Here is a 21123-nt window from a genome sequence, read left to right as displayed (position 1 = left end):
TGTTTTAACTTAATTTACATTTTCGCCTGTATAAACAGGAGTGCAAAGATAAATAAAATAAATGAAATGCCAAATTACTTTTTACTCAAAACTTCTTCAACATACTTGAAATCAAGTAAAATATCCGGAGCTCCTTTTTCTATAGCAACCATCTGTTCAAAATGCGCAGATAATTTACCATCTATTGTACTTACAGTCCAACCATCATCCCAGAAACGCACACCAGCTTTTCCTAAGTTAATCATAGGCTCGATACAAATTACTAAGCCCTCTTCTAGTTTAGGCCCCGACCCACGTTTCCCATAATTTGGAACTTCCGGTTTTTCATGCAAATGCAATCCGACACCATGACCTACAAGCTCTCGAACAATTCCGTATTTATAAGGCGATACATGTTCTTGGACGGCAGATGAAATATCACCAACACGTTTCCCTACTATAGCCTGATCTACTCCCTTAAATAATGCCTCTTTCGTAACATCTAATAGTTGTTGTGCTTCTTTAGAAATCTCACCAACACCAAATGTATAAGCAGAGTCACTAATAAAACCATTTAAGTTAACTCCACCATCGACTGACACTAAGTCGCCTTCTTTTATCACGTAGTCGCTAGGAAAGCCATGTACAATCTGATCGTTAACAGAGATACATAACGAAAAAGGAAAACCGTGATAATTTAAAAAAGCAGGAGTACCGCCATGATCATGTATAAAATCAAAAGCCAACTTATCTAAAGACAGTGTGGTAATGCCAGGCTCAATTACCTTAGCTATTTCACCAAGCAATAACGAGAGTACATTTGCAGACTCTCGTATTTGCTCAATTTGTTCTTTAGTTTTAAAATAAACTTTAGACATTTAAATATTAAATTGTTGATTGGTCTATTCCCTCTACCGAGGTTGTAGTTCTTCCTTTCACTCTGCCACTTTTCATTAAACCATCATAATGACGCATTAACAAATGACTTTCTATTTGCTGAAGTGTATCTAGCACGACACCAACTAAAATCAATAATGAAGTACCCCCATAGAAATGTGCAAATTGATTATTCACACCTAACTTACTAGCTATAGCTGGTAGGATTGCAATTATTGCAATAAAAACAGCTCCAGGAAAAGTAATACGAGAGATTACATTATCAATAAAAACATTTGTGTCATACCCAGGCTTAATTCCAGGTATAAAACCACCATTCTTCTTCATGTCTTCGGACATTTGCTGTGGATTGACCATTATAGCAGTGTAAAAGAAAGTGAATGCTATAATTAACAACGCAAAAGTCACATTATATGCCACAGACGTATAATTACTCAATGAAGCAAGAAAATCTGACTGTGAATTCGGAAAAAACTGCGATAATGCCATAGGAAGAAACATAATAGCTTGGGCAAAAATTATAGGCATAACTCCTGCGGCATTCACTTTTAATGGGATGTACTGACGTACCCCACCAACTTGCTTATTTCCTACAATTTTCTTCGCATACTGTACAGGCACTTTACGTATACCTTGCACAACCAATATAGCAAAAATAACTACGAAAAATAGTGCAACAAACTCAAGCAATAATGGAATAGCGCCACCACCGCTTGGGCTCATACGGGATCCCCATTCAGCTACAATACCCGCCGGCAATTGTGCTATAATTCCAGCCATAATGATTAAGGAAATACCATTACCAATACCTTTATCAGTAATCTTTTCCCCAAGCCACATCACAAACAAGGTGCCTGCTGTTAATACAATAGCAGAAAGAATAGTGAACATAGGCTCAGCCAAAGTTTTGGCTTCTGCCGGAACCTGCGTTTTAACGTAAGCGACGGCTTGAACCAAGGTGATTGCCAATGTTAAATAACGAGTTATCTGTGTCATTTTTTTACGACCAGACTCTCCTTCTTTTTGCATTTTTTGAAAGGCAGGAACCGCTATCCCCAATAATTGCACAACAATAGACGCAGAAATATAGGGCATTACGCCTAATGCGAAAATAGCAGAACGTGAGAAAGAACCTCCGGCAAACATATTGATAAGATCCAAAATACTATTGCCATCACTGCTTTTATTTGCTAATGCATCAGGATTAACACCTGGTAATACCACGTGACATCCGATACGGTAAATAAGAAGAAGGAGCAACGTCGTAATAATACGATTACGCAGATCTTCTATCTTCCATATATTGGTTAAGGTTGTGATTAGTTTCTTCATGTAATATTATAGTTTTACGATAGAACCACCTGCAGCTTCAATAGCTTTCTGAGCTGATTCTGAAAAAGAATGTGCTGTAACTTGAACTTTAGCAGAGAACTCACCACGACCCAAAATCTTAACTAAGTCATTTTTAGAAGCTAGTCCGTAAGTTCTAAGAACTTCTAGATTAACCTCTGTCAAGTTGTGCTTCTCAATTAAAGCTTGCAAAACATCTAAATTTACAGCGGCATACTCAACACGGTTAATGTTTTTGAAACCAAACTTAGGAACTCGACGCTGCAAAGGCATTTGGCCTCCTTCAAAACCTATCTTTACAGAATAACCAGAACGAGATCCAGCACCTTTGTGCCCACGCGTTGAAGTACCTCCACGTCCAGATCCTTGACCACGTCCTACACGTTTTTTAACTTTAACAGAACCTTTAGCTGGTCTTAAACTACTTAATTTCATTATGTTGAAAATTGTGTTACGCCTTCGCTCTCACTAAACAGGACGTAACGATTAAAAATTAATTAATAAATGGAAAGAACCTTTCGGATCTTTCCATTGTTGCATTTAGATAGCCTCAACAGCTACTAGATGGTTTACTTTTCTAACCATTCCAATAATCGCTGGTGTAGCTTCTACTTCCACTGAGTGATTGATCTTTCTAAGACCTAAAGCCTCAATTGTTTTCTTTTGGCGCTCGCTTCTGTCGATAACGCTCTTTATCTGGGTGATTTTTATTTTTGCCATGATAATTAACCGTTAAATACTTTATTCAAATCGACGCCACGATTGTGCGCTACAGTATATGCATCACGTAAATTCGTTAACGCATCTATTGTTGCTTTTACTACGTTATGAGGGTTTGAAGATCCTAATGACTTTGCTAATACGTCTTTAATACCCGCACTCTCTAATACAGCACGCATAGCGCCACCTGCTAGTACTCCAGTACCATCAACAGCAGGTTTAACCAAAACACGGCCTCCTGAGTATTTTCCATATTGCTCATGAGGAACAGTACCATTGATGATAGGAACTTTAATTAAGTTTTTCTTTGCATCATCGATACCTTTGGTGATTGCTTCAGTAACCTCTTTTGCTTTACCTAGTCCAAAGCCTACTATACCGTTCTCGTCACCGACGATAACGATAGCTGAGAAACTAAAAGTACGACCACCTTTTGTAACTTTCGCTACCCGTTGGATACTTACCAAACGATCTTTTAATTCGATTTCGCTGGATTTTACTTTATTTCTATTGCTTAATGCCATTTTATTAATGATTAAAAGTCTAAACCACCTTCACGAGCACCTTCTGCCAATGATTTTACACGGCCATGGTACAAATACCCGTTACGGTCGAAAACTACTTTGCTAATACCTGCTGCTACAGCTTTTTCTGCAACTAGCTTACCTACTGCTTTTGACTGTTCAACTTTATTTCCAGAACCTGCAAAGTCTTTCGACATTGAAGATGCTGAAGTTAATGTTCTACCTGTCGTATCATCAATAATTTGAGCATAAATGCCTTTGTTACTTCTAAAAACCGATAAACGTGGGCGCTCAGCTGATCCGGTCAGGCGTTTTCTAATTCCTTGTTTGATTCGCTCTCTGCGAGATGTTTTAATTCCTGCCATGGTTATTATTTTTTAGCTGATTTACCTGCTTTTCTTCTTAATACTTCACCAACAAATTTGACACCTTTACCTTTGTAAGGCTCAGGCTTACGGAAGCTACGTATTTTTGCAGCTATTTGTCCAACAAGTTGTTTATCTGCCGACTCTAAAGTAATAGTCGGGTTCTTACCTTTATCAGAAGTAGTAGAAACTTTAACCTCATTAGGCAAAACAAAAACAATCGGGTGAGAAAATCCCAGCATCAACTCTAATGTATTACCGGTATTTGATGCACGATAACCAACACCCACTAATTCTTGAGTAGTTTTGTAACCTTCAGTTACACCTACCACCATATTATAAATAAGGGCACGGTACAATCCGTGTAATGATTTGTGCTTTTTTTGTTCAGTAGCACGTGTTACGATCAAATTACCATCCTCTTGAGAAACAGTAATATCACGATCTACTTGTTGTGTTAGTTCGCCTTTTGGTCCTTTTACTGTTACCAGATTCTTATCTGATACAGTAATTGTTACCCCCGCAGGAATAGCAATAGGCGCTTTTCCAATTCTTGACATTTCTTTGTGTTTTTACCTAGATTAATAAACGTAACATAAAACTTCACCACCTACATTTTGTACACGGGCTTCCTTGTCTGTCATAACTCCTTTAGAAGTAGACATAACAGCAATACCCAAACCGTTCAATACGCGAGGCATAGTCTCCACACTTGCATACTTTCTTAAACCAGGTTTACTCACACGTGTCAATGTGCGAATAGCCGGAATTTTGCTAATTGGGTGATACTTCAAAGCTATCTTAATAAGCCCTTGAGGTCCATTTTCTTCAAATTTGTAATTAGCAATGTAACCTTTATCAAAAAGAACTTTCGTAATTTCTTTCTTAAGGTTCGATGCAGGAATCTCAACAACCCTGTGGTTGGCCTTAATGGCATTCCTTACTCGTGTAAGGTAATCCGCTATTGGATCTGTATTCATTATACTATAAATTATGACAATGGTTTCTTCCCCTCCTACGAGGCAGACCTTTTGCCTGTTAAAAAATTGCGAATTTAAAAAGCAGATAAACCCTTTATCGGATTTATCTGCGCAAAAGTAACTTATTTTCTTCTGATTACCAAGAAGCTTTTTTCACCCCTGGGATCTTTCCATCAAGTGCCATCTCACGGAAAGTTACACGAGAGATACCAAATTGACGCATATATCCTTTTGGACGTCCAGTTAATTTACAACGATTGTGTAAACGTACTGGTGAAGCATTTTTCGGTAATTTATCTAAAGCAACGTAGTCACCAGCAGCTTTTAAAGCTGCACGTTTCTCCGCATATTTAGCTACCAGTCTCTGACGCTTTAATTCGCGTGCTTTAACTCCTTCTTTAGCCATTGTTATTTGTGTTTTGATTTTTAAATGGTAGACCGAATTGCTTCAATAACTCAAGAGCCTCAACATCAGTATTTGCAGATGTTACAAATGTAATATCCATACCTTGAATTTTATTGATTTTATCAATGTTGATTTCAGGGAAAATGATCTGCTCAGTAATTCCTAAGTTATAATTCCCTCTACCGTCAAACCCCTTATCGTTAATTCCACGGAAATCACGAATACGAGGTAAAGAAACAGCAATTAAACGATCTAAAAATTCATACATATTATTGTCACGCAAAGTAACACGAGCACCTACAGGCATTCCTTTACGTAACTTAAAGTTTGAAATATCCTTTTTAGATTTAGTAGGAACAGCCACTTGACCAGTAATCAGTGTTAATTCACTGATTGCGTTATCAATTAATTTTTTATCAGCTGTTGCCGCACCAATACCTTGGGATAAGACAATTTTTTCCAGTTTAGGAACTTGCATAATGCTTTTATACTGGAATTTTTCCTTCAGCGCAGTACGGATCTCTTCCGCATATTTCGCTTTTAATCTTGGTACGTAAGTCATTATTTAATTTCCTCCCCTGATTTTTTTGCGTAACGAACTATCTTTCCTTCAGCATTTACACGACGCCCCACGCGAGTAGGCTCGCCTGTTTTTGGGTCTATCAATACTAGATTAGAAATATGAATTGCAGCTTCTTTTTCAATAATACCTCCATTAGGATTAGCTGCGCTAGGTTTAGTGTGCTTTTTAATGATGTTAGCTCCTTCTACAATCGCTCTATCAGCATCAGTTAAAACTTGCAGAACTCTTCCTTGAACACCTTTTGAGTTTCCAGCGATAACTTTCACTAAATCACCACTTTTAATCTTGATTTTGTGAGTTGTTTTTTTATTTTGTGCCATAATTATAAAACCTCCGGTGCTAGTGATACAATTTTCATGAACTGCTTCTCACGTAATTCGCGGGCAACTGGGCCAAAAATACGCGTTCCGCGTGGTTCATCGTTATTATTTAACAATACTACTGCATTGTCGTCAAAACGAATATACGAACCATCTTTACGACGAATTTCTTTCTTCGTACGAACAACTACTGCTTTCGTTACTGTTCCTTTTTTTACGTTTCCTGAAGGTATAGCGCTCTTTACGGTAACAACAATTTTATCACCGATAGATGCATAACGCTTACGCGTACCGCCCAAAACACGGATTACTAAAACTTCTTTAGCTCCTGAGTTGTCGGCCACATTTAGTCTTGATTCCTGTTGTACCATCTTATTTAGCCCTTTCTATTACTTCAACCAATCTCCAATTTTTTGTTTTACTCAGCGGACGAGTTTCCATTATTAATACCGTATCGCCGATACCGCAGGTATTCTCTTCGTCATGAGCTTTAAATTTGGTAGTTTTTTTAAGAAATTTACCATATATAGGGTGTTTTACTTTACGTTCAACGGCCACTACAATGGATTTATCCATTTTATTGCTAACTACTAAGCCGACTCTTGTTTTTCTTAATTTTCTTTCCATTTCGACTTTCTATTTATGCCTCAGAGGCTGTTTCAGATTTTGCTGCAATTCTACGCTTTGATAACTCTGTAGAGATACGAGCGATAGATTTGCGTGCTGCTTTGATTACATTAGGGTTCTCAATAGCAGAAACAGCGTGTGCAAATTTCAATTTGTTAAGAGCAGCTTTCTCTTCATTAAGACGAGCTGTAAGTTCCTCTTGTGATAATTCGATAATTTCTGAATTTTTCATCATTTTAATTTTTAGCTGATGTTGATAAAACTTTTCTTAACGAAATAATTTCATCTTCTTTCAGTGATCAGTTGGGTTATCAAGCATGTTATTTATAGCCTTGTGGGTAACGGCCACAAGGCCTAACTATTGACATTACCAACGGGTTTTATGCTTCTACGTAATCTCTACGTATAACAAATTTAGTTTGAACCGGAAGCTTCTGAGCTGCTAAACGTAATGCTTCTTTAGCAATTTCTAAAGGCACACCTTCTGCTTCAAATAACATTCGGCCTGGGCGTACAACTGCCACCCAATATTCCGGAGCACCTTTACCTTTACCCATACGTACTTCTGCAGGTTTTTTAGTAACCGGCTTATCTGGAAAAACACGGATCCATACCTGTCCTTCACGTTTCATATAACGTGTAACGGCGATACGCGCAGCCTCAATTTGACGGCTGGTTATCCATGCTGGTTCCATAGTCTTGATACCGAAAGAACCGAAAGCTAATTCCGCTCCACGAGAAGCGTTACCTTTCATGCGCCCTTTCTGCATCTTTCTGAACTTCGTTCTTTTTGGCTGTAACATGTTCGTATTATTAATATCTGTTTAAAAACAGACAATTTCAATCTATTAATTAATTAACCTTTTCTAGCTCCGCCACGGTTTCCACCACGGTTTCCACCACGACCACCTTTATTACGGTTATCACGACGATCTCCGGCGTTATCATTACCTCCACGTGATTTAACACCTGAAGTCTGTCCTATATTAGGAGATAAGTCACGTTTACCGTAAACTTCACCTTTACAGATCCATACTTTAACGCCGATTTTACCGTAAGTAGTTAAAGCTTCAGCTAATGCGTAATCAATATCCGCACGGAATGTATGTAGAGGAGTTCTCCCTTCTTTATACTGTTCTGTACGTGCCATCTCAGCTCCGCCTAAACGTCCTGAACACATTACTTTAATACCTTCCGCTCCCATACGCATTGTCGAAGCAATTGATGTCTTCATAGCACGGCGAAAAGAGATACGAGCCTCTAATTGCTTAGCAATACCTTCTGCTACTAATTTAGCATCTAACTCAGGTCGCTTAATTTCGAAAATGTTGATCTGAACGTCTTTTTTTGTCAGTTTTTTCAACTCTTCCTTAATTTTATCAACTTCCTGACCACCTTTACCAATCACAATACCAGGACGTGCTGTATGTATAGTTACTGTAATGCGTTTTAAGGTTCTTTCAATAACAACTTTCGATACACCGCCTTTAGCGATACGAACTGAAAGATATTTTCTTATTTTTTCGTCTTCAACTAACTTATCCGAATAGTTGTTGCCTCCGAACCAATTAGAGTCCCATCCTTTGATGATACCTAATCTGCTACCTATTGGATTTGCTTTTTGTCCCATTCTAAATATAAATTAGTTGTTTTTGTTATTTAAACTATCTACTACCAAAGTTACATGATTTGAACGCTTGCGAATTCTATTACCACGTCCTTGTGCTCTTGGGCGTAATCTTTTTAACTGACGTCCAGGTCCCACAAAAACTTCTTTAACATACAAAGCACTATCTTCTAAAGAAGTTCCTTCGTTGCTAGCTTCCCAATTTTTGATAGCTGACAACAATACTTTCTCTACACGAATAGCCGCTTCTTTTCCTGTATGTTTAAGGATATAAATTGCATTTTCTACTTTCTCACCACGGATAAGATCCACTACTAAACGCATCTTACGTGGAGAAGTAGGGCAGTTCAATAACTTGGCAGTAGAAGCTCCTCCTACTTGAGCTTTTTCCTGCTCTTTGCGCTGTCTAATAATGACAGACTTTTTAAGTTTCTTTGTTGCTTCCATTACCTAATTATCTTTTCTTTTCTGCGTGGCCTTTAAATGTACGCGTAGGCGCAAACTCACCAAGCTTATGACCAACCATATTTTCCGTTACATAAACAGGAATAAACTTGTTCCCATTGTGTACAGCGAAGGTATGACCAACAAAATCAGGAGAAATCATTGATCTGCGTGACCATGTTTTGATTACTGATTTTTTGTTTGTTTCATTCATAGAAAGAACTTTTCTCTCTAAGTTGTGATCGATATAAGGACCTTTTTTAATTGAACGAGCCATTATTTTTTCCTTCTCTCAATGATGTAACGATTCGATGTTTTCTTCTTATAGCGTGTTTTAAAGCCTTTAGCTAACACACCGTTGCGTGAGCGAGGGTGACCTCCTGACGTACGGCCTTCACCACCACCCATTGGGTGATCGATTGGGTTCATGGCAACACCACGAACACGAGGACGACGTCCTAACCAACGCTTACGTCCAGCCTTACCTAACACTGTATTAGCTTTCTCAGCATTTGATACTGAACCGATAGTAGCAACACATGTTAATAAGATCATACGCACCTCTCCTGAAGGCATTTTAATAATAGCATACTTGCCATCACGAGCAGATAATTGTGCATATGTACCAGCAGAACGCGCAATCGAGCCTCCTTGTCCAGGGTTCAATTCAATATTATGAATGATAGAACCTAAAGGAATATTTGCTAAAGGCAACGTATTACCAACCTCTGGAGCAACATTATCACCTGCAACTACAGTTTGACCTACTGTCAATCCTGTTGGGGCAATGATATAACGTTTCTCACCGTCTGCGTAATGTAACAAAGCAATACGAGCAGTACGATTTGGGTCATACTCTATAGTAGCTACTTGTGCGGGGATATCTTTTTTATCGCGTTTAAAATCTATCAATCGGTATGATTTTTTATGTCCCCCACCGAGATAACGCATAGTCATTTTACCGGTATTGTTACGTCCACCTGACTTCTTAATGCTAACTACTAATGATTTCTCAGGAACATTCGTAGTAACGTCTGTATAGTCAGCACCTACTCTAAAGCGAGTACCAGGAGTAACCGGTTTGAATCTTTTAACTGCCATTTTTATTATAGTGTACTGTAAAAGTCAATTGTTTCACCATCTTTCACCGTGATGATGGCCTTCTTATATTTAGGGCTTCTTCCAGAAACAAACCCAGCTTTTGTGTAGCGGCTTTTGGCTTTTCCAGCAACAACCGCAGTATTTACAGCAACAACCGTAATACCGAACATCTCCTCCACAGCTTGTTTTATCTGAATTTTATTAGCTCTGTGATCTACTTTGAAAGCGTAACGGTTTAATTTATCCGTTAATAATGAAGCTTTCTCCGTCAAAATAGGTTTTTTAATAATCTCCATATTATTTAGCGAATGCTTCCTCCAAAGTTTTAACAGAATCCGTAGTTAATAGCAATTTCGTAGCATGCAATACATCGTATGTATTCAACTCTGATGCTACAATTACCTTTGCCTTCTTAAGGTTTCTGCTTGATAAATAAACATTGTCATTATATGCCGGTAAAACCAATAAAGTTTTTTCATCGGCAACATTTAGAGCATTAATTAAAGCCAAGTAGTTTTTAGTTTTAATCGTATCGAATTTTACATCCTCCAATACTAAAACATTATTCTCTTGAGCTTTATAACTCAATGCTGACTTACGTGCTAATTGCTTAAGCTTTCTATTCAACTTAAACCCATAGTCACGAGGCTGAGGTCCGAAAACACGTCCTCCACCATTAAACAATGGAGATTTAATAGAACCTGCACGCGCACCACCAGTACCTTTTTGCTTGTGGATTTTACGCGTAGAACCAGCAATCTCATTACGTTGTTTAGACTTGTGTGTTCCTTGGCGCTGATTCGCTAAGTACTGTTTCACATCCAAATAGATTGCATGGTCGTTTGGTTTAACACCAAATACTGTCTCAGGAAGTTGCACCTTGGCTCCTGTTTCTTGTCCTGATAAATTTAATACTTTAACTTCCATCTCTTCTATTTGTCTACGATTACATATGAACCCTTAGCTCCTGGAATGGAACCACTAACAACAAGTAGATTTTGCTCAGGATAAATTTTCAAAACCTGTAAGTTCTGAACCTTTACTCTGTCTCCACCCATACGTCCAGCCATGCGCTTACCTTTAAACACATGTGAAGGCGTTGAACCCGCTCCTAAAGAACCGGGAGCACGGAGTGTGCCACCTTGACCATGCGTTGCACTACCAGCACCACTATAGCCATGACGCTTCATTACACCTTGAAAGCCTTTTCCTTTCGAAGTACCGACTACATCTACGTACTCACCTTCTTCAAAAATTGCTACATCAACGATGTCTCCTAGTTGTTTTTCGTCTTCAAAATACTTAAACTCAACTAGTTTACGCTTAGGAGTAACACCTGCTTTTGCAAAGTGCCCTTTTAAAGGAGCTGAAGTGTTCTTTTCCTTGGCTTCGTCATAACCAAGTTGAACAGCAACATAGCCATCCTTTTCAACCGTACGTATATGCGTTACCACGCACGGCCCAGACTCTATTACTGTGCAAGGGATATTTCTTCCCTCTGCATCAAACAGGCTGGTCATTCCTACTTTTTTACCAATAATTCCTGACATTTTTTAATAAATTAATTACAAGTCCATCGAAGCAGTAGGGCTTCGCTCAAGACATACTTTTCCCAATAAGGGATTGCAAAGTTATAAACTTTTCCGTAACTATCAAATAGCTAATCAATTATTTTTTTTTATTTATGATATTAAAGTATTTAAAGAAACAGATAAAGCAACCCCAACTATTGTCATGACTCTTTAAAGTATTTTAATTATCTTTTTATAAATAAATTTAATCACACTTTCTAGTCTTATTGACACATAAAACCATTCTCTACTAAAATCCAAAGGTCAAAATGACAACTATCATTTTGACCTTTGGATTAACTTAATTAATTAAGTTTAGTTAATTCAAGATAAAAAATCTAACAATAGATCTTCCATTAATATTGCTCAGTGTTTAATAAAACCAAAGTACAAGCTTCGACACTTTCTATACCTGCCTCTTCTAATTTTAACCTTAACTCTTCATTTTCTGTTCCTGGGTTAAAAATAACGCGATTAGGCTTTGTTTTTAAAATATAATCATAATAGGACTCCTGATTCTTTGTCCCGACATACAATGTGATTGTATCTATATCATCATAAACATCGCCTAGCTCCTCAATTTGCACCCCAGCGGCTCTCCCATCTCTTCTTCCAATATTTACAATTGGATATCCTTTTCTTACCAACTTATTCGCAACTAAGTAAGAATATCTAGTAGGATTATCACTAGCACCTAAAATTAGCGTTTTTTTCATTTCAATACTTTATATATCACGTTATTTCTTTCGATTCTTATTTAAAATAGAAAACTAATTGTTTACCATTTCTCCCTCGGAATTATATGCCCCTTGTCGTAAAATTGGCATTCCTAAAATTTCATATAATTCATCTAAATTTAAAAGACTACCATTTGCCATATTCGTTAACAGAACAATAGTAATGTCATTTGTTAAATCCCGCACATATAAAGACCTAAATCCATGCCACCACCCCGTGTGATAAACCACTTGTGCGGCATTGGGTGAAAAAGTACGCCAACCATAACCATAACTAAACAAACTTTTCTTAGCATCACTTCTTGGCACATAAGCTGAATCTAATAATTCCTGACTAACAATGCGCCCTTCCTTCAACGCGATGTCTAATAGAAACAAGTCTTGAACCGTGCTATAAACCCCCTTATCCCCTACAGGTCCGTCCAAATAGTTTTGAACAACCGATCGCCTCCAAACCTTATCATGCCCGACAACATCTGTCGGTATCTTTTCATAAACAGCCTTAGATAAAACAGCCGTATTTTTCATACCGATCGGTTTGAATATCCGCTCTTTCATAAAAACTCCAAAATCTTGTCCTGTGACATTTTCTATGATTGAAGCTAAGACCATATAGTTTGAATTATTATAATGAAAACTCCCTCCTGGACTGCCATAGCGAGCAGGCTTATGCTCTATCAAAAGATTCATAGCATCCACATTGCTCATCCCTTTCTTAGGGTCATTCCAAACTGTTTCCGAAAAATAAATATAATTTGGCAGCCCACTTCTATGACTCAAAAGCATTTCAATAGTGATACCTTCATATGGAAAATCCGAATAGAACTCATTTACTGTCTGCTTCAAATTCAACTTCCCTTCTTGCACCAATAGTAAAACACCTAGAGCTGTCAATGGTTTCGAAACGGACGCTAATTCGAATTTAGAATCAATTTTCAAACTATCCTTTAATAAATAATTTGCCCAACCAAAACTATTCTGATATAGAATAGTCTTCCCCTTAGCGATCAACACATTACCATTAAACCCTGACTTACTGTGAAGCTTAAGCATAAAGTCAGCAATCTTTTTATCTTCTTTTACTTTATCATAAATAAGGGCTACACTATCTATCTTCTCCTGCTTTTCAATTTTCTTTCTTTCTTTAGCCTCCGGCGAAGAACAATTAACAAAACATATACTTAAAAAATAAAGTAACCCTATAACAATCCAATATCTCACAAGCTTCTCCGATATTATTATTTTAACAACAATTTTTTTATAATTAGGCTACCACAACTCGCTTACAATAACCGTTTTATAAAAGAACAATATTCAAATTCTCACATAACCCCTCGCTACGTATTCGATTTCAGCAAAACAATAAATAAAAAAGCCACTTTGATTAAAGTGGCTTTATATTATTCATTTTATTTTACGCTAAAAGTCTGATAGGCGCCTCTAGTAAGGACTTAACTGTTTGTAAAAAAGCTGCTCCAGTAGCACCATCAACCACACGATGATCACAACCTAAAGTCAACTTCATCACATTACCAGGCACAACAGCCCCATTTTTAACAACAGGTATTTGCTGAATAGCTCCTACTGATAAGATAGCTCCATCCGGAGAATTAATAATTGACGTAAACTCATCAATTCCAAACATACCTAAGTTTGAGACCGTAAATGTAGATCCTTCCCAATCCGACGGCTGTAATTTTTTAGCTTTCGCTTTTTGACCGAAGTCTTTAACTTCAGCAGATATATGTGATAAAGATTTTCCATCAGCAAAACGAACAACTGGCACCAATAATCCGTCCTCTACAGCCATGGCTACCCCAACATTCACATGCTCATTAAAACGTATCTTATCCCCCCTCCAAGAAGAATTCACTCCTGGATGTTGCTTCAATGCTACGGCTACCGCCTTAATGATAATATCATTAAAAGAAACCTTAACAGGTGCAACTTCGTTAATCTGCGCACGAGCTTGCATCACATTATCCATATCTACAGATATAAACAAATAAAAATGTGGTGCTGTAAATAATGATTCTGACAAACGTCTTGCAATTGTCTTGCGCATCTGCGAAACATTCTGCTCAGTATATTTTTCTTCACCAATATATTGGGGCAAAGTAACTGTCTTAACTTCGGCTGCCTTTGTAGCTCCTACTTCAGTTGTAGAACTCGCTTTTGGAACGAAATTTTCCACATCTCTTTTTACAATTCGGCCACCATCAGCAGAGCCTTGAACATCATTTAAATTAATGCCTTTTTCCTTAGCAATTTTACGAGCCAGCGGCGATGCTTTAACTCTTGAGTCATCAGAATTGGATGCTGTAGATGCAGCAGATTCAGTTTTAACCTCCTCCTTTGCAGGCACATCATCATTTACTTCTTTTTTCTCAACAACAGTTTTCTGTTTCAACAAAGGAGTAATATCTGTACCAGCAGGGCCAACAATAGCAATAATATCATTCACTTTAGCTGCTTCACCTGCTTCAAGACCAATATACAATAGTGTACCATCAGCGTAAGCAGTCACCTCCATCGTTGCTTTATCCGTCTCCACATCTGCTATAGCATCATCAGATTTAATCGTATCTCCAACTTTAAAATTCCATTGTGCTATAACACCCTCCGTCATTGTATCACTCAATAACGGCATAGTGATAACTGTACAATCTAAATCTTCTGGACTTACAGCTTCCCCTCCTCCAACTTGATCTTCAATTTTATTTTCCGCAGATTCTTCATTCGTCTGAACATTAGATTCATCAGATGAAGATGCGCTATTTTCCAACAATGGTTTATAATCCTCTCCCTCTTCACCTAAAATAGCGATAACAGCATCAATATCTACAGCTTCACCCTCTTTAGGTCCAATATATAGCAATGTTCCTTCTTGATAGGATTCAAAATCCATTGTCGCTTTGTCAGTTTCTATTTCAGCCACTAAATCTCCAGCATTCACCTTATCACCGACCTTTTTGTGCCATTTAGCAATTACACCCTCGGTCATGGTGTCGCTCATTTTCGGCATTCTTACTACTTCAGCCATTTGTATAGTAAATTATATCTTTAAGTTAAAGTAATTCTGTTACTTATTAATCCATTATAAACGGGTAATCCTCTTGCACATAGATATCCTCATAAATCTCCCTAGCATCAGGATAAGGCGACTCCTCAGCAAATTTCACAGACTCATCAACTGTTTTTTTCACTTCAGCCTCTACCTCTTTAAACCACTCGTCATCTGCATATTTATTTTCCAAAATAGCCATTTTGGTTGATATCAAAGGGTCTTTTCCTTTGTACTCTTCCAATTCTTCTTTTGTTCGATATTTAGCAGGATCGGACATGGAATGTCCTTTATAACGATATGTACGCACTTCCAACAAAGTAGGCCCCTCTCCCGATCTAGCACGACGTACAGCTTCATCCATTGCATTATGCACCGCAACCACATCCATTCCATCAACAGGAGCACTTGGCATATCAAAGCCATGACCCATTTTATATAAATCCAACATGTTGGTCGTACGTTCAACTGAGGTCCCCATAGCGTATCCGTTATTTTCGATAACGAAAACAACAGGAAGCTTCCAAAGCATAGCCATATTTAACGTTTCGTTAAAAGCACCTTGTCTTACTGCCCCGTCTCCCATGTAACAAATATTCACATTATTTGTTCCCAAATATTTCTCAGCAAAAGCAATACCTGCACCTAAAGGTATTTGCCCCCCAACGATACCATGTCCTCCCATAAACTTATGCTCTTTGGAGAAAAAGTGCATGGAGCCCCCTTTACCTTTTGAACAACCAGTTACTTTGCCAAACATCTCTGCCATACATGCATTTGCAGAAACCCCTTTAGCCAATGCATGCGCGTGGTCACGATAGGTAGTAATCAAAGAATCTTCTGGGTTAATTACGGACATTGTTCCAGCCACAACAGCTTCCTGTCCAATGTATAAATGGCAAAATCCACGGATTTTTTGCTGCCCGTACAATTGCCCGGACTTCTCCTCAAACTTACGCATAAGCAGCATAGACTTATACCACTCTAAATATGTTTCTTTTGTTATAGGTGTTGAACTCATTTTAACGTATTGAATTTCGTAACTAAACTGACTACAAATCTAATCATTTATAACCATATTTATAACATTACAAACCCACGATTTGGTTGTTTTTTGTCACAAATACGTATTAATAATATTTTTAACAATAATCTGATTGGCAGACGCCTATTAACGCAATAGACTAATCACCTCATCAATATTTAAAAGCTTTTGCTCACCTGTAACCATATCTTTTATAGAAAACTCTCCGTTCTCAACTTCCTGCTCACCAACGAGTAACACGTAAGGAATATTCTTATCATCAGCATAGCCCATTTGTTTACGAAGTTTTGCAACCACAGGATATAATTCAGCAGCTATTCCCTGATCTCTTAACCTAAGTAACAATGGAAGTGTGTGCTGCTCCAAGGATTTATCAAAATTAACGATCAGCACTTTTGTTACGGCTGAAGACGAAGACGGGAACAAATTCAACTCCTCTAAAACATCATATATACGATCAGCTCCAAACGAAACCCCCACGCCGGTCAGCCCTTTTAATCCAAACATCCCTGTCAAATCATCATAGCGTCCACCACCGCCTATACTTCCCATAGCCACCTCGTTCGTTTTAACTTCAAATATGCATCCCGTATAGTAATTTAACCCACGAGCAAGCGTTATATCTACCTCTACTGTCTTTTCCAAAAGATCAGACTTACCAAAAGATCTCAAGTAATTAAAAACTTCTTCAATATCTTGGATACCTTCTAAACCAATATCAGATTTTTCTAAAATTACTCGAAGACTCTCCAATTTCTCAAAACTATCACCTTCCAAAAGAATAATCGGACGCAAAATCTCTAAATCTTTCTCTTCAAAACCTCGCTCTAAAAGTTCCTTATTAACTCCTTCTAATCCAATTTTATCTAACTTATCAATGGCAACAGTCATATCAACAATAAGCTCAGGTTTACCTAAGATCTGTGCTATACCTGTTAATACTTTACGGTTATTAATCTTTATTGTAAAGTTCTTTAATCCTAAAGCTGTCAAAGCTTCATTGTAGATGAGAATAAACTCCGCTTCATTTAATAAAGACGCAGAACCAACAACATCAACATCGCATTGATAAAACTCTCGATACCGTCCTCTTTGCGGTCTATCAGCCCTCCAAACTGGTTGAATTTGAAAACGTTTAAAAGGCAATGCTATTTCATGTTGATGCATCACTACATAACGAGCAAAAGGCACTGTCAAATCATAACGCAAAGCCTTATCTGCTATATGGGGGATTATTTTTTTCGAATTTTTATCGTTAATTAAAATCTCAGGAGTTTTATTGAGGAAATCTCCAGAATTTAATATCTTAAAAATTAATTGATCTCCCTCTTCTCCGTATTTACCAGTTAAAGTAGAAAGATTTTCAAATGACGGAGTTTGAATTTCGTTATAACCGAATTTTTTAAATACTCTTTTTAAAGTATCAAAAATAAAACTACGCTTTTCCATTTCCTTTGCGGAAAAATCACGCGTTCCTTTAGCTAATGAGGGTTTGATGTTTGCCATAATATGGCAAAGGTAACATATAGCATTGAAAAGATAAAGCCTCTTGGAAAGGCTTTAGTCATCTGTTTCAAAAACACGCAGAAATTCACAAGCTTTTTCTGCCGCTAATTTTTCAGCACTCTTTTTATTAAAATCCCTACCTTCACCACATGTAGACCCATCTACTAAAACTTCCACACTAAATAACTTGGAAGACTCTCCTGCTGGATTATCTAAATGCACAAACTGAACTTCCTTCCCATAGTGCTGACACCATTCTATTAATCTACTTTTAAAGTTCGTCTCCGTTATTTCTAAGGTATGAATATCAACATGCGGTTTAATTATTCTATTCAGTAAGAAGTCTTTAGTAAAAGTATAACCTCTTTCCACATAAACTGCACCAACAACAGCCTCAAACGCATCACCTAACAAAGAGCTTTGCTTATTTGGATAGCTTACCATTCTAGCATCATACTCAATAAGCTCATTGAAGCCTAGCTTTCTCGAAAGCTGATTTAAATTTGCTCTACTTACAATCTTCGAACGTAATTCAGTAAGAAATCCTTCATCTTTATAAGGATAAAGTTTAAACAAAAGCTCAGCAATCACAGAGCCTAACACAGCATCCCCCAGAAACTCCAGTCGCTCATTGCTGTTTTTCACTCCTTCCTTAATGGTTATCGCCACCGATTTATGTCTAAACGCCATTTGATAAAGCCGAACATTCTTAGGAACAAATCCCAGCATATTCTTAAGCTTTCGAACATAAGCTCTTTGTGACGAAAAATGTAAGTTATATATCCTTGTAAAAGGCATTTTACTGCGTAAATAACAAATAGGCAGCTCCCTAAAAGAAACTACCTATAAAGATTTTGAATAAGCGCTCATATCTGCCTTACGCACGAAACTTCTTGACAATTAGTGAGGCATTATGCCCTCCAAAGCCAAAAGTATTACTTAACGCAGCATTTACAACCCGCTTTTGCGCTACATTAAACGTAAAGTTTAAGTTATTATCAATATTAGGATCATCCGTAAAATGATTTATTGTTGGAGGTACAATATCATTTTTAACAGACAAGATAGAAGCAATGGACTCAATTGCCCCTGCCGCTCCTAATAAATGTCCTGTCATAGATTTAGTCGAGCTGATATTTAGATTGTAGGCATGAGATCCAAACAAATCAATTATAGCTTTCGTTTCACTAACATCCCCTACTGGAGTAGATGTTCCATGTACATTGATATAGTCAATATCCGAAAAGTCTAAACCAGCATCAGAAATAGCAGTACTCATTGCTAACTTCGCCCCCAGTCCTTCTGGATGCGATGCTGTTATATGATGCGCATCCGCACTCATCCCTCCTCCGGCAATTTCTGCATAAATCTTAGCTCCTCTTGCCAAAGCATGTTCTAAACTTTCCAAAATTATAGCTCCTGACCCTTCCCCTGACACAAACCCATCTCGGTCTTTATCAAATGGTCGCGAAGCAGTTTTAGGATCATCATTCCTTGTCGACAAAGCGTGCATAGCGTTAAAACCACCTATACCTGCTTCATTAATTGTCGCTTCTGATCCTCCTGTAATTATCATATCAGCTTTCCCCAAACGAATATAATTGAATGCATCAATCATAGCATTCGTTGCGGATGCACATGCAGATACTGCAGAAAAATTTGGACCTCTCAAACCATGGCGCATAGAAATATGCCCTGGAGCGATATCTACTAGCATTTTAGGGATAAAAAACGGATTAAAACGAGGAGTACCATCTCCGTTAGCATAACCCACAACTTCATCTAAAAATGTTTTCAACCCTCCAATTCCAGACCCCCAAATAACACCAATACGATTAGTATCTAAACTATCAAAGTCTAACCCAGCATCCCTAACCGCCTCATCTGTAGAAGCAATAGCATACTGAACGAAAGGATCAACCTTTCTAGCTTCCTTACGATCCATATAATCATGTGGATCGAACCCTTTTACTTCACAAGCAAACTGGGTTTTAAATTTTGATGCATCAAAATGCGTAATAGGAGCAGCGCCGCTCACACCATTAACCAATCCATTCCAGTATTCTGAAACGGTATTGCCTAGTGGTGTAAGAGCGCCTAACCCTGTTACAACTACTCTTTTAAGCTCCATTAATATGTTTGGCCTAATAAATCTTAGTTATTAACGTTTTTTTCTAGGTAAGAAATAGCTTGACCTACAGTGCTGATGTTTTCAGCTTGATCATCTGGAATAGCGACGTTAAATTCTTTTTCGAACTCCATGATCAACTCAACGGTATCAAGTGAGTCGGCACCTAAATCATTCGTGAAAGAAGCTTCTAGTGTTACTTCACCTTCGTCAACACCTAACTTTTCAACGATAATTGCTTTTACTCTTGATGCGATATCTGACATGATTTTATAGTTTAATTGTTTAATAAATCTGTGCAAAGAAAAATAAATTTCCCCAAAAATCAAACCTTTTTGGCTTTTAGATGCAAAATAAGAATTTAACACAAGTCAAATTCTTACTAAAAACATCACTAGCGACCTTATATTCAATGTTAATGATTTTTTTTCTTTCTTGCAAGAATCTGTCACTTTATCTCGAATAAAGTCATAAATATCACGTGTCCATTTTTTTTTATGTAATTTCGAATCAATTTCTAAACAAAAAAAGTGGCGATTACGAAAAAACATTTAACCCTTGATCTTGACTTCAGTCTGGAGTTGGATTTCGTGTTGATTGGAATCAGCTCTCCACTACGCGACTATCGATTGTGCCACTTCATCTACAAAGAAACAGGCCTTGCTTTTACACGCGGAAAAGAAGACTATATAGATCATAAGGGATACACTAAGCAAAAAGAAAAAGACGAAATGGATTATCATATTGTCTTTGAAAAAAACAAACAAAAAGAAATTATCAAACAATATTACAGCATATATCGATTTTGCGAAGAGAACTTTGAATTTGAGTACTATATATTAAACAACCGTAGCTTGGAAGGAAGTAGTTTGGTTCCCGAACTACCAAACTTTGATTACTTCTTACTCATCAAACATTACATCGATCAAGATGATCTCAAAAGTCTACTGGAAAATATAAAAAATATAAATGAAGTGTTATTAACAAAAGAATTAGAGCCTAGTGCATTGAAATCAAAGGAAAATCTCATATTTTAGTTATAACAAGAAGATGATAGTGTAAATTTTACACAGTATTAAAGCTAAGTTAAAAAACAGATTGCTATTTTTGCATAAATATTTCAGTTATTGCATTTAAAATATTCATAAT

General features: G+C 37.4%; 31 protein-coding genes. 1 reads left to right on the top strand and 30 read right to left on the bottom strand.

Annotation, left to right across the window (positions count from 1 at the left end; all coding sequences use genetic code 11):
- Nucleotides 1-74: 74 nt before the first annotated feature.
- The 30 genes from map to ORI89_RS15550 form a co-directional block, all read right to left on the bottom strand.
- Nucleotides 75-857, bottom strand: a complete 783-nt coding sequence (map, locus tag ORI89_RS15695; protein ID WP_268231456.1) for a type I methionyl aminopeptidase — start codon at nt 855-857, stop codon at nt 75-77.
- Nucleotides 858-864: 7 nt separating this feature from the next.
- The gene (gene secY, locus ORI89_RS15690) at nt 865-2208 is read right to left on the bottom strand and encodes a preprotein translocase subunit SecY (protein WP_268231455.1); all 1344 of its coding nucleotides are present in this window, start codon (nt 2206-2208) and stop codon (nt 865-867) included.
- 6 nt (nt 2209-2214) lie between these two features.
- The gene (rplO, locus tag ORI89_RS15685; RefSeq protein WP_268231454.1) at nt 2215-2661 is read right to left on the bottom strand and encodes a 50S ribosomal protein L15; all 447 of its coding nucleotides are present in this window, start codon (nt 2659-2661) and stop codon (nt 2215-2217) included.
- A 105-nt stretch (nt 2662-2766) separates the two neighbouring features.
- A complete protein-coding gene (rpmD, locus tag ORI89_RS15680; RefSeq protein WP_268231453.1) occupies nt 2767-2946 on the bottom strand; it encodes a 50S ribosomal protein L30 in 180 nt (59 codons plus the stop codon).
- Nucleotides 2947-2951: 5 nt separating this feature from the next.
- The gene (rpsE, locus tag ORI89_RS15675) at nt 2952-3470 is read right to left on the bottom strand and encodes a 30S ribosomal protein S5 (protein WP_268231452.1); all 519 of its coding nucleotides are present in this window, start codon (nt 3468-3470) and stop codon (nt 2952-2954) included.
- Nucleotides 3471-3481: 11 nt separating this feature from the next.
- On the bottom strand, nt 3482-3835 hold the full coding sequence (rplR, locus tag ORI89_RS15670; protein WP_268231451.1) for a 50S ribosomal protein L18: 354 nt from the start codon (nt 3833-3835) through the stop codon (nt 3482-3484).
- A gap of 5 nt (nt 3836-3840) precedes the next feature.
- Nucleotides 3841-4395, bottom strand: coding sequence for a 50S ribosomal protein L6 (rplF, locus tag ORI89_RS15665; protein ID WP_268231450.1), 555 nt, complete (start codon nt 4393-4395; stop codon nt 3841-3843).
- 21 nt (nt 4396-4416) lie between these two features.
- Nucleotides 4417-4815 carry a 30S ribosomal protein S8 gene (gene rpsH / locus ORI89_RS15660; protein WP_442800891.1) on the bottom strand — a complete coding sequence of 133 codons (399 nt, stop codon included), beginning with the start codon at nt 4813-4815 and terminating at the stop codon, nt 4417-4419.
- A gap of 136 nt (nt 4816-4951) precedes the next feature.
- A complete protein-coding gene (rpsN, locus tag ORI89_RS15655) occupies nt 4952-5221 on the bottom strand; it encodes a 30S ribosomal protein S14 (RefSeq protein ID WP_268231449.1) in 270 nt (89 codons plus the stop codon).
- Nucleotides 5214-5783: a 50S ribosomal protein L5 gene (rplE, locus tag ORI89_RS15650; protein WP_268231448.1), complete on the bottom strand. Its 570-nt coding sequence runs from the start codon at nt 5781-5783 to the stop codon at nt 5214-5216. The genes rpsN and rplE overlap by 8 nt, the downstream gene beginning before the upstream one ends.
- Nucleotides 5783-6124, bottom strand: a complete 342-nt coding sequence (rplX, locus tag ORI89_RS15645) for a 50S ribosomal protein L24 (RefSeq protein WP_442800890.1) — start codon at nt 6122-6124, stop codon at nt 5783-5785. Before rplX ends, rplE begins: the two co-directional genes overlap by 1 nt.
- Before the next feature lie 2 nt (nt 6125-6126).
- Nucleotides 6127-6495: a 50S ribosomal protein L14 gene (rplN, locus tag ORI89_RS15640; RefSeq protein ID WP_268231447.1), complete on the bottom strand. Its 369-nt coding sequence runs from the start codon at nt 6493-6495 to the stop codon at nt 6127-6129.
- A 1-nt stretch (nt 6496) separates the two neighbouring features.
- Complete coding sequence (rpsQ, locus tag ORI89_RS15635) at nt 6497-6751, bottom strand: 30S ribosomal protein S17 (RefSeq protein WP_268231446.1); 255 nt, start codon at nt 6749-6751, stop codon at nt 6497-6499.
- A 13-nt stretch (nt 6752-6764) separates the two neighbouring features.
- Entirely contained in the window at nt 6765-6983 is a 219-nt protein-coding gene (gene rpmC, locus ORI89_RS15630) for a 50S ribosomal protein L29 (RefSeq protein WP_268231521.1), read from the bottom strand.
- A 148-nt stretch (nt 6984-7131) separates the two neighbouring features.
- Nucleotides 7132-7554 carry a 50S ribosomal protein L16 gene (gene rplP, locus ORI89_RS15625; protein WP_268231445.1) on the bottom strand — a complete coding sequence of 141 codons (423 nt, stop codon included), beginning with the start codon at nt 7552-7554 and terminating at the stop codon, nt 7132-7134.
- A gap of 53 nt (nt 7555-7607) precedes the next feature.
- Nucleotides 7608-8381 (bottom strand): 30S ribosomal protein S3, encoded by a 774-nt coding sequence (rpsC, locus tag ORI89_RS15620; RefSeq protein ID WP_268231444.1) that lies wholly within the window; start codon nt 8379-8381, stop codon nt 7608-7610.
- Nucleotides 8382-8393: 12 nt separating this feature from the next.
- On the bottom strand, nt 8394-8825 hold the full coding sequence (rplV, locus tag ORI89_RS15615) for a 50S ribosomal protein L22 (RefSeq protein ID WP_268231443.1): 432 nt from the start codon (nt 8823-8825) through the stop codon (nt 8394-8396).
- Between the two features lie 7 nt (nt 8826-8832).
- Nucleotides 8833-9099, bottom strand: a complete 267-nt coding sequence (gene rpsS, locus ORI89_RS15610) for a 30S ribosomal protein S19 (protein ID WP_268231442.1) — start codon at nt 9097-9099, stop codon at nt 8833-8835.
- Entirely contained in the window at nt 9099-9923 is an 825-nt protein-coding gene (rplB, locus tag ORI89_RS15605) for a 50S ribosomal protein L2 (protein ID WP_268231441.1), read from the bottom strand. The genes rpsS and rplB overlap by 1 nt, the downstream gene beginning before the upstream one ends.
- A gap of 5 nt (nt 9924-9928) precedes the next feature.
- Complete coding sequence (gene rplW / locus ORI89_RS15600) at nt 9929-10219, bottom strand: 50S ribosomal protein L23 (protein WP_268231440.1); 291 nt, start codon at nt 10217-10219, stop codon at nt 9929-9931.
- A 1-nt stretch (nt 10220) separates the two neighbouring features.
- Nucleotides 10221-10850 carry a 50S ribosomal protein L4 gene (gene rplD, locus ORI89_RS15595; RefSeq protein ID WP_268231439.1) on the bottom strand — a complete coding sequence of 210 codons (630 nt, stop codon included), beginning with the start codon at nt 10848-10850 and terminating at the stop codon, nt 10221-10223.
- Between the two features lie 5 nt (nt 10851-10855).
- Nucleotides 10856-11473 (bottom strand): 50S ribosomal protein L3, encoded by a 618-nt coding sequence (gene rplC, locus ORI89_RS15590; protein WP_268231438.1) that lies wholly within the window; start codon nt 11471-11473, stop codon nt 10856-10858.
- Between the two features lie 377 nt (nt 11474-11850).
- Nucleotides 11851-12210 carry a CoA-binding protein gene (locus tag ORI89_RS15585; protein WP_268231437.1) on the bottom strand — a complete coding sequence of 120 codons (360 nt, stop codon included), beginning with the start codon at nt 12208-12210 and terminating at the stop codon, nt 11851-11853.
- A 54-nt stretch (nt 12211-12264) separates the two neighbouring features.
- Nucleotides 12265-13452 (bottom strand): serine hydrolase domain-containing protein, encoded by a 1188-nt coding sequence (locus ORI89_RS15580; RefSeq protein ID WP_268231436.1) that lies wholly within the window; start codon nt 13450-13452, stop codon nt 12265-12267.
- Between the two features lie 193 nt (nt 13453-13645).
- The gene (locus ORI89_RS15575) at nt 13646-15274 is read right to left on the bottom strand and encodes a pyruvate dehydrogenase complex dihydrolipoamide acetyltransferase (RefSeq protein WP_268231435.1); all 1629 of its coding nucleotides are present in this window, start codon (nt 15272-15274) and stop codon (nt 13646-13648) included.
- Nucleotides 15275-15320: 46 nt separating this feature from the next.
- A complete protein-coding gene (pdhA, locus tag ORI89_RS15570; protein WP_268231434.1) occupies nt 15321-16316 on the bottom strand; it encodes a pyruvate dehydrogenase (acetyl-transferring) E1 component subunit alpha in 996 nt (331 codons plus the stop codon).
- 150 nt (nt 16317-16466) lie between these two features.
- Nucleotides 16467-17846, bottom strand: a complete 1380-nt coding sequence (gene hisS / locus ORI89_RS15565; protein ID WP_268231433.1) for a histidine--tRNA ligase — start codon at nt 17844-17846, stop codon at nt 16467-16469.
- A 54-nt stretch (nt 17847-17900) separates the two neighbouring features.
- Nucleotides 17901-18644, bottom strand: a complete 744-nt coding sequence (gene rnc / locus ORI89_RS15560; RefSeq protein ID WP_268231432.1) for a ribonuclease III — start codon at nt 18642-18644, stop codon at nt 17901-17903.
- Nucleotides 18645-18723: 79 nt separating this feature from the next.
- Nucleotides 18724-19977, bottom strand: coding sequence for a beta-ketoacyl-ACP synthase II (fabF, locus tag ORI89_RS15555; RefSeq protein WP_268231431.1), 1254 nt, complete (start codon nt 19975-19977; stop codon nt 18724-18726).
- Between the two features lie 23 nt (nt 19978-20000).
- Nucleotides 20001-20240, bottom strand: a complete 240-nt coding sequence (locus ORI89_RS15550; RefSeq protein WP_268231430.1) for an acyl carrier protein — start codon at nt 20238-20240, stop codon at nt 20001-20003.
- Between the two features lie 264 nt (nt 20241-20504).
- Between ORI89_RS15550 and ORI89_RS15545 the strand changes: the two genes are divergently transcribed.
- On the top strand, nt 20505-21011 hold the full coding sequence (locus tag ORI89_RS15545) for an IPExxxVDY family protein (RefSeq protein ID WP_268231429.1): 507 nt from the start codon (nt 20505-20507) through the stop codon (nt 21009-21011).
- The last annotated feature ends 112 nt before the right edge of the window (nt 21012-21123 follow it).

Source organism: Sphingobacterium sp. UT-1RO-CII-1 (genome assembly GCF_026711005.1).
In the GTDB taxonomy this organism is placed as follows: Bacteria; Bacteroidota; Bacteroidia; order Sphingobacteriales; family Sphingobacteriaceae; genus Sphingobacterium.
This window is presented reverse-complemented; position numbering and strand designations above follow the sequence as displayed.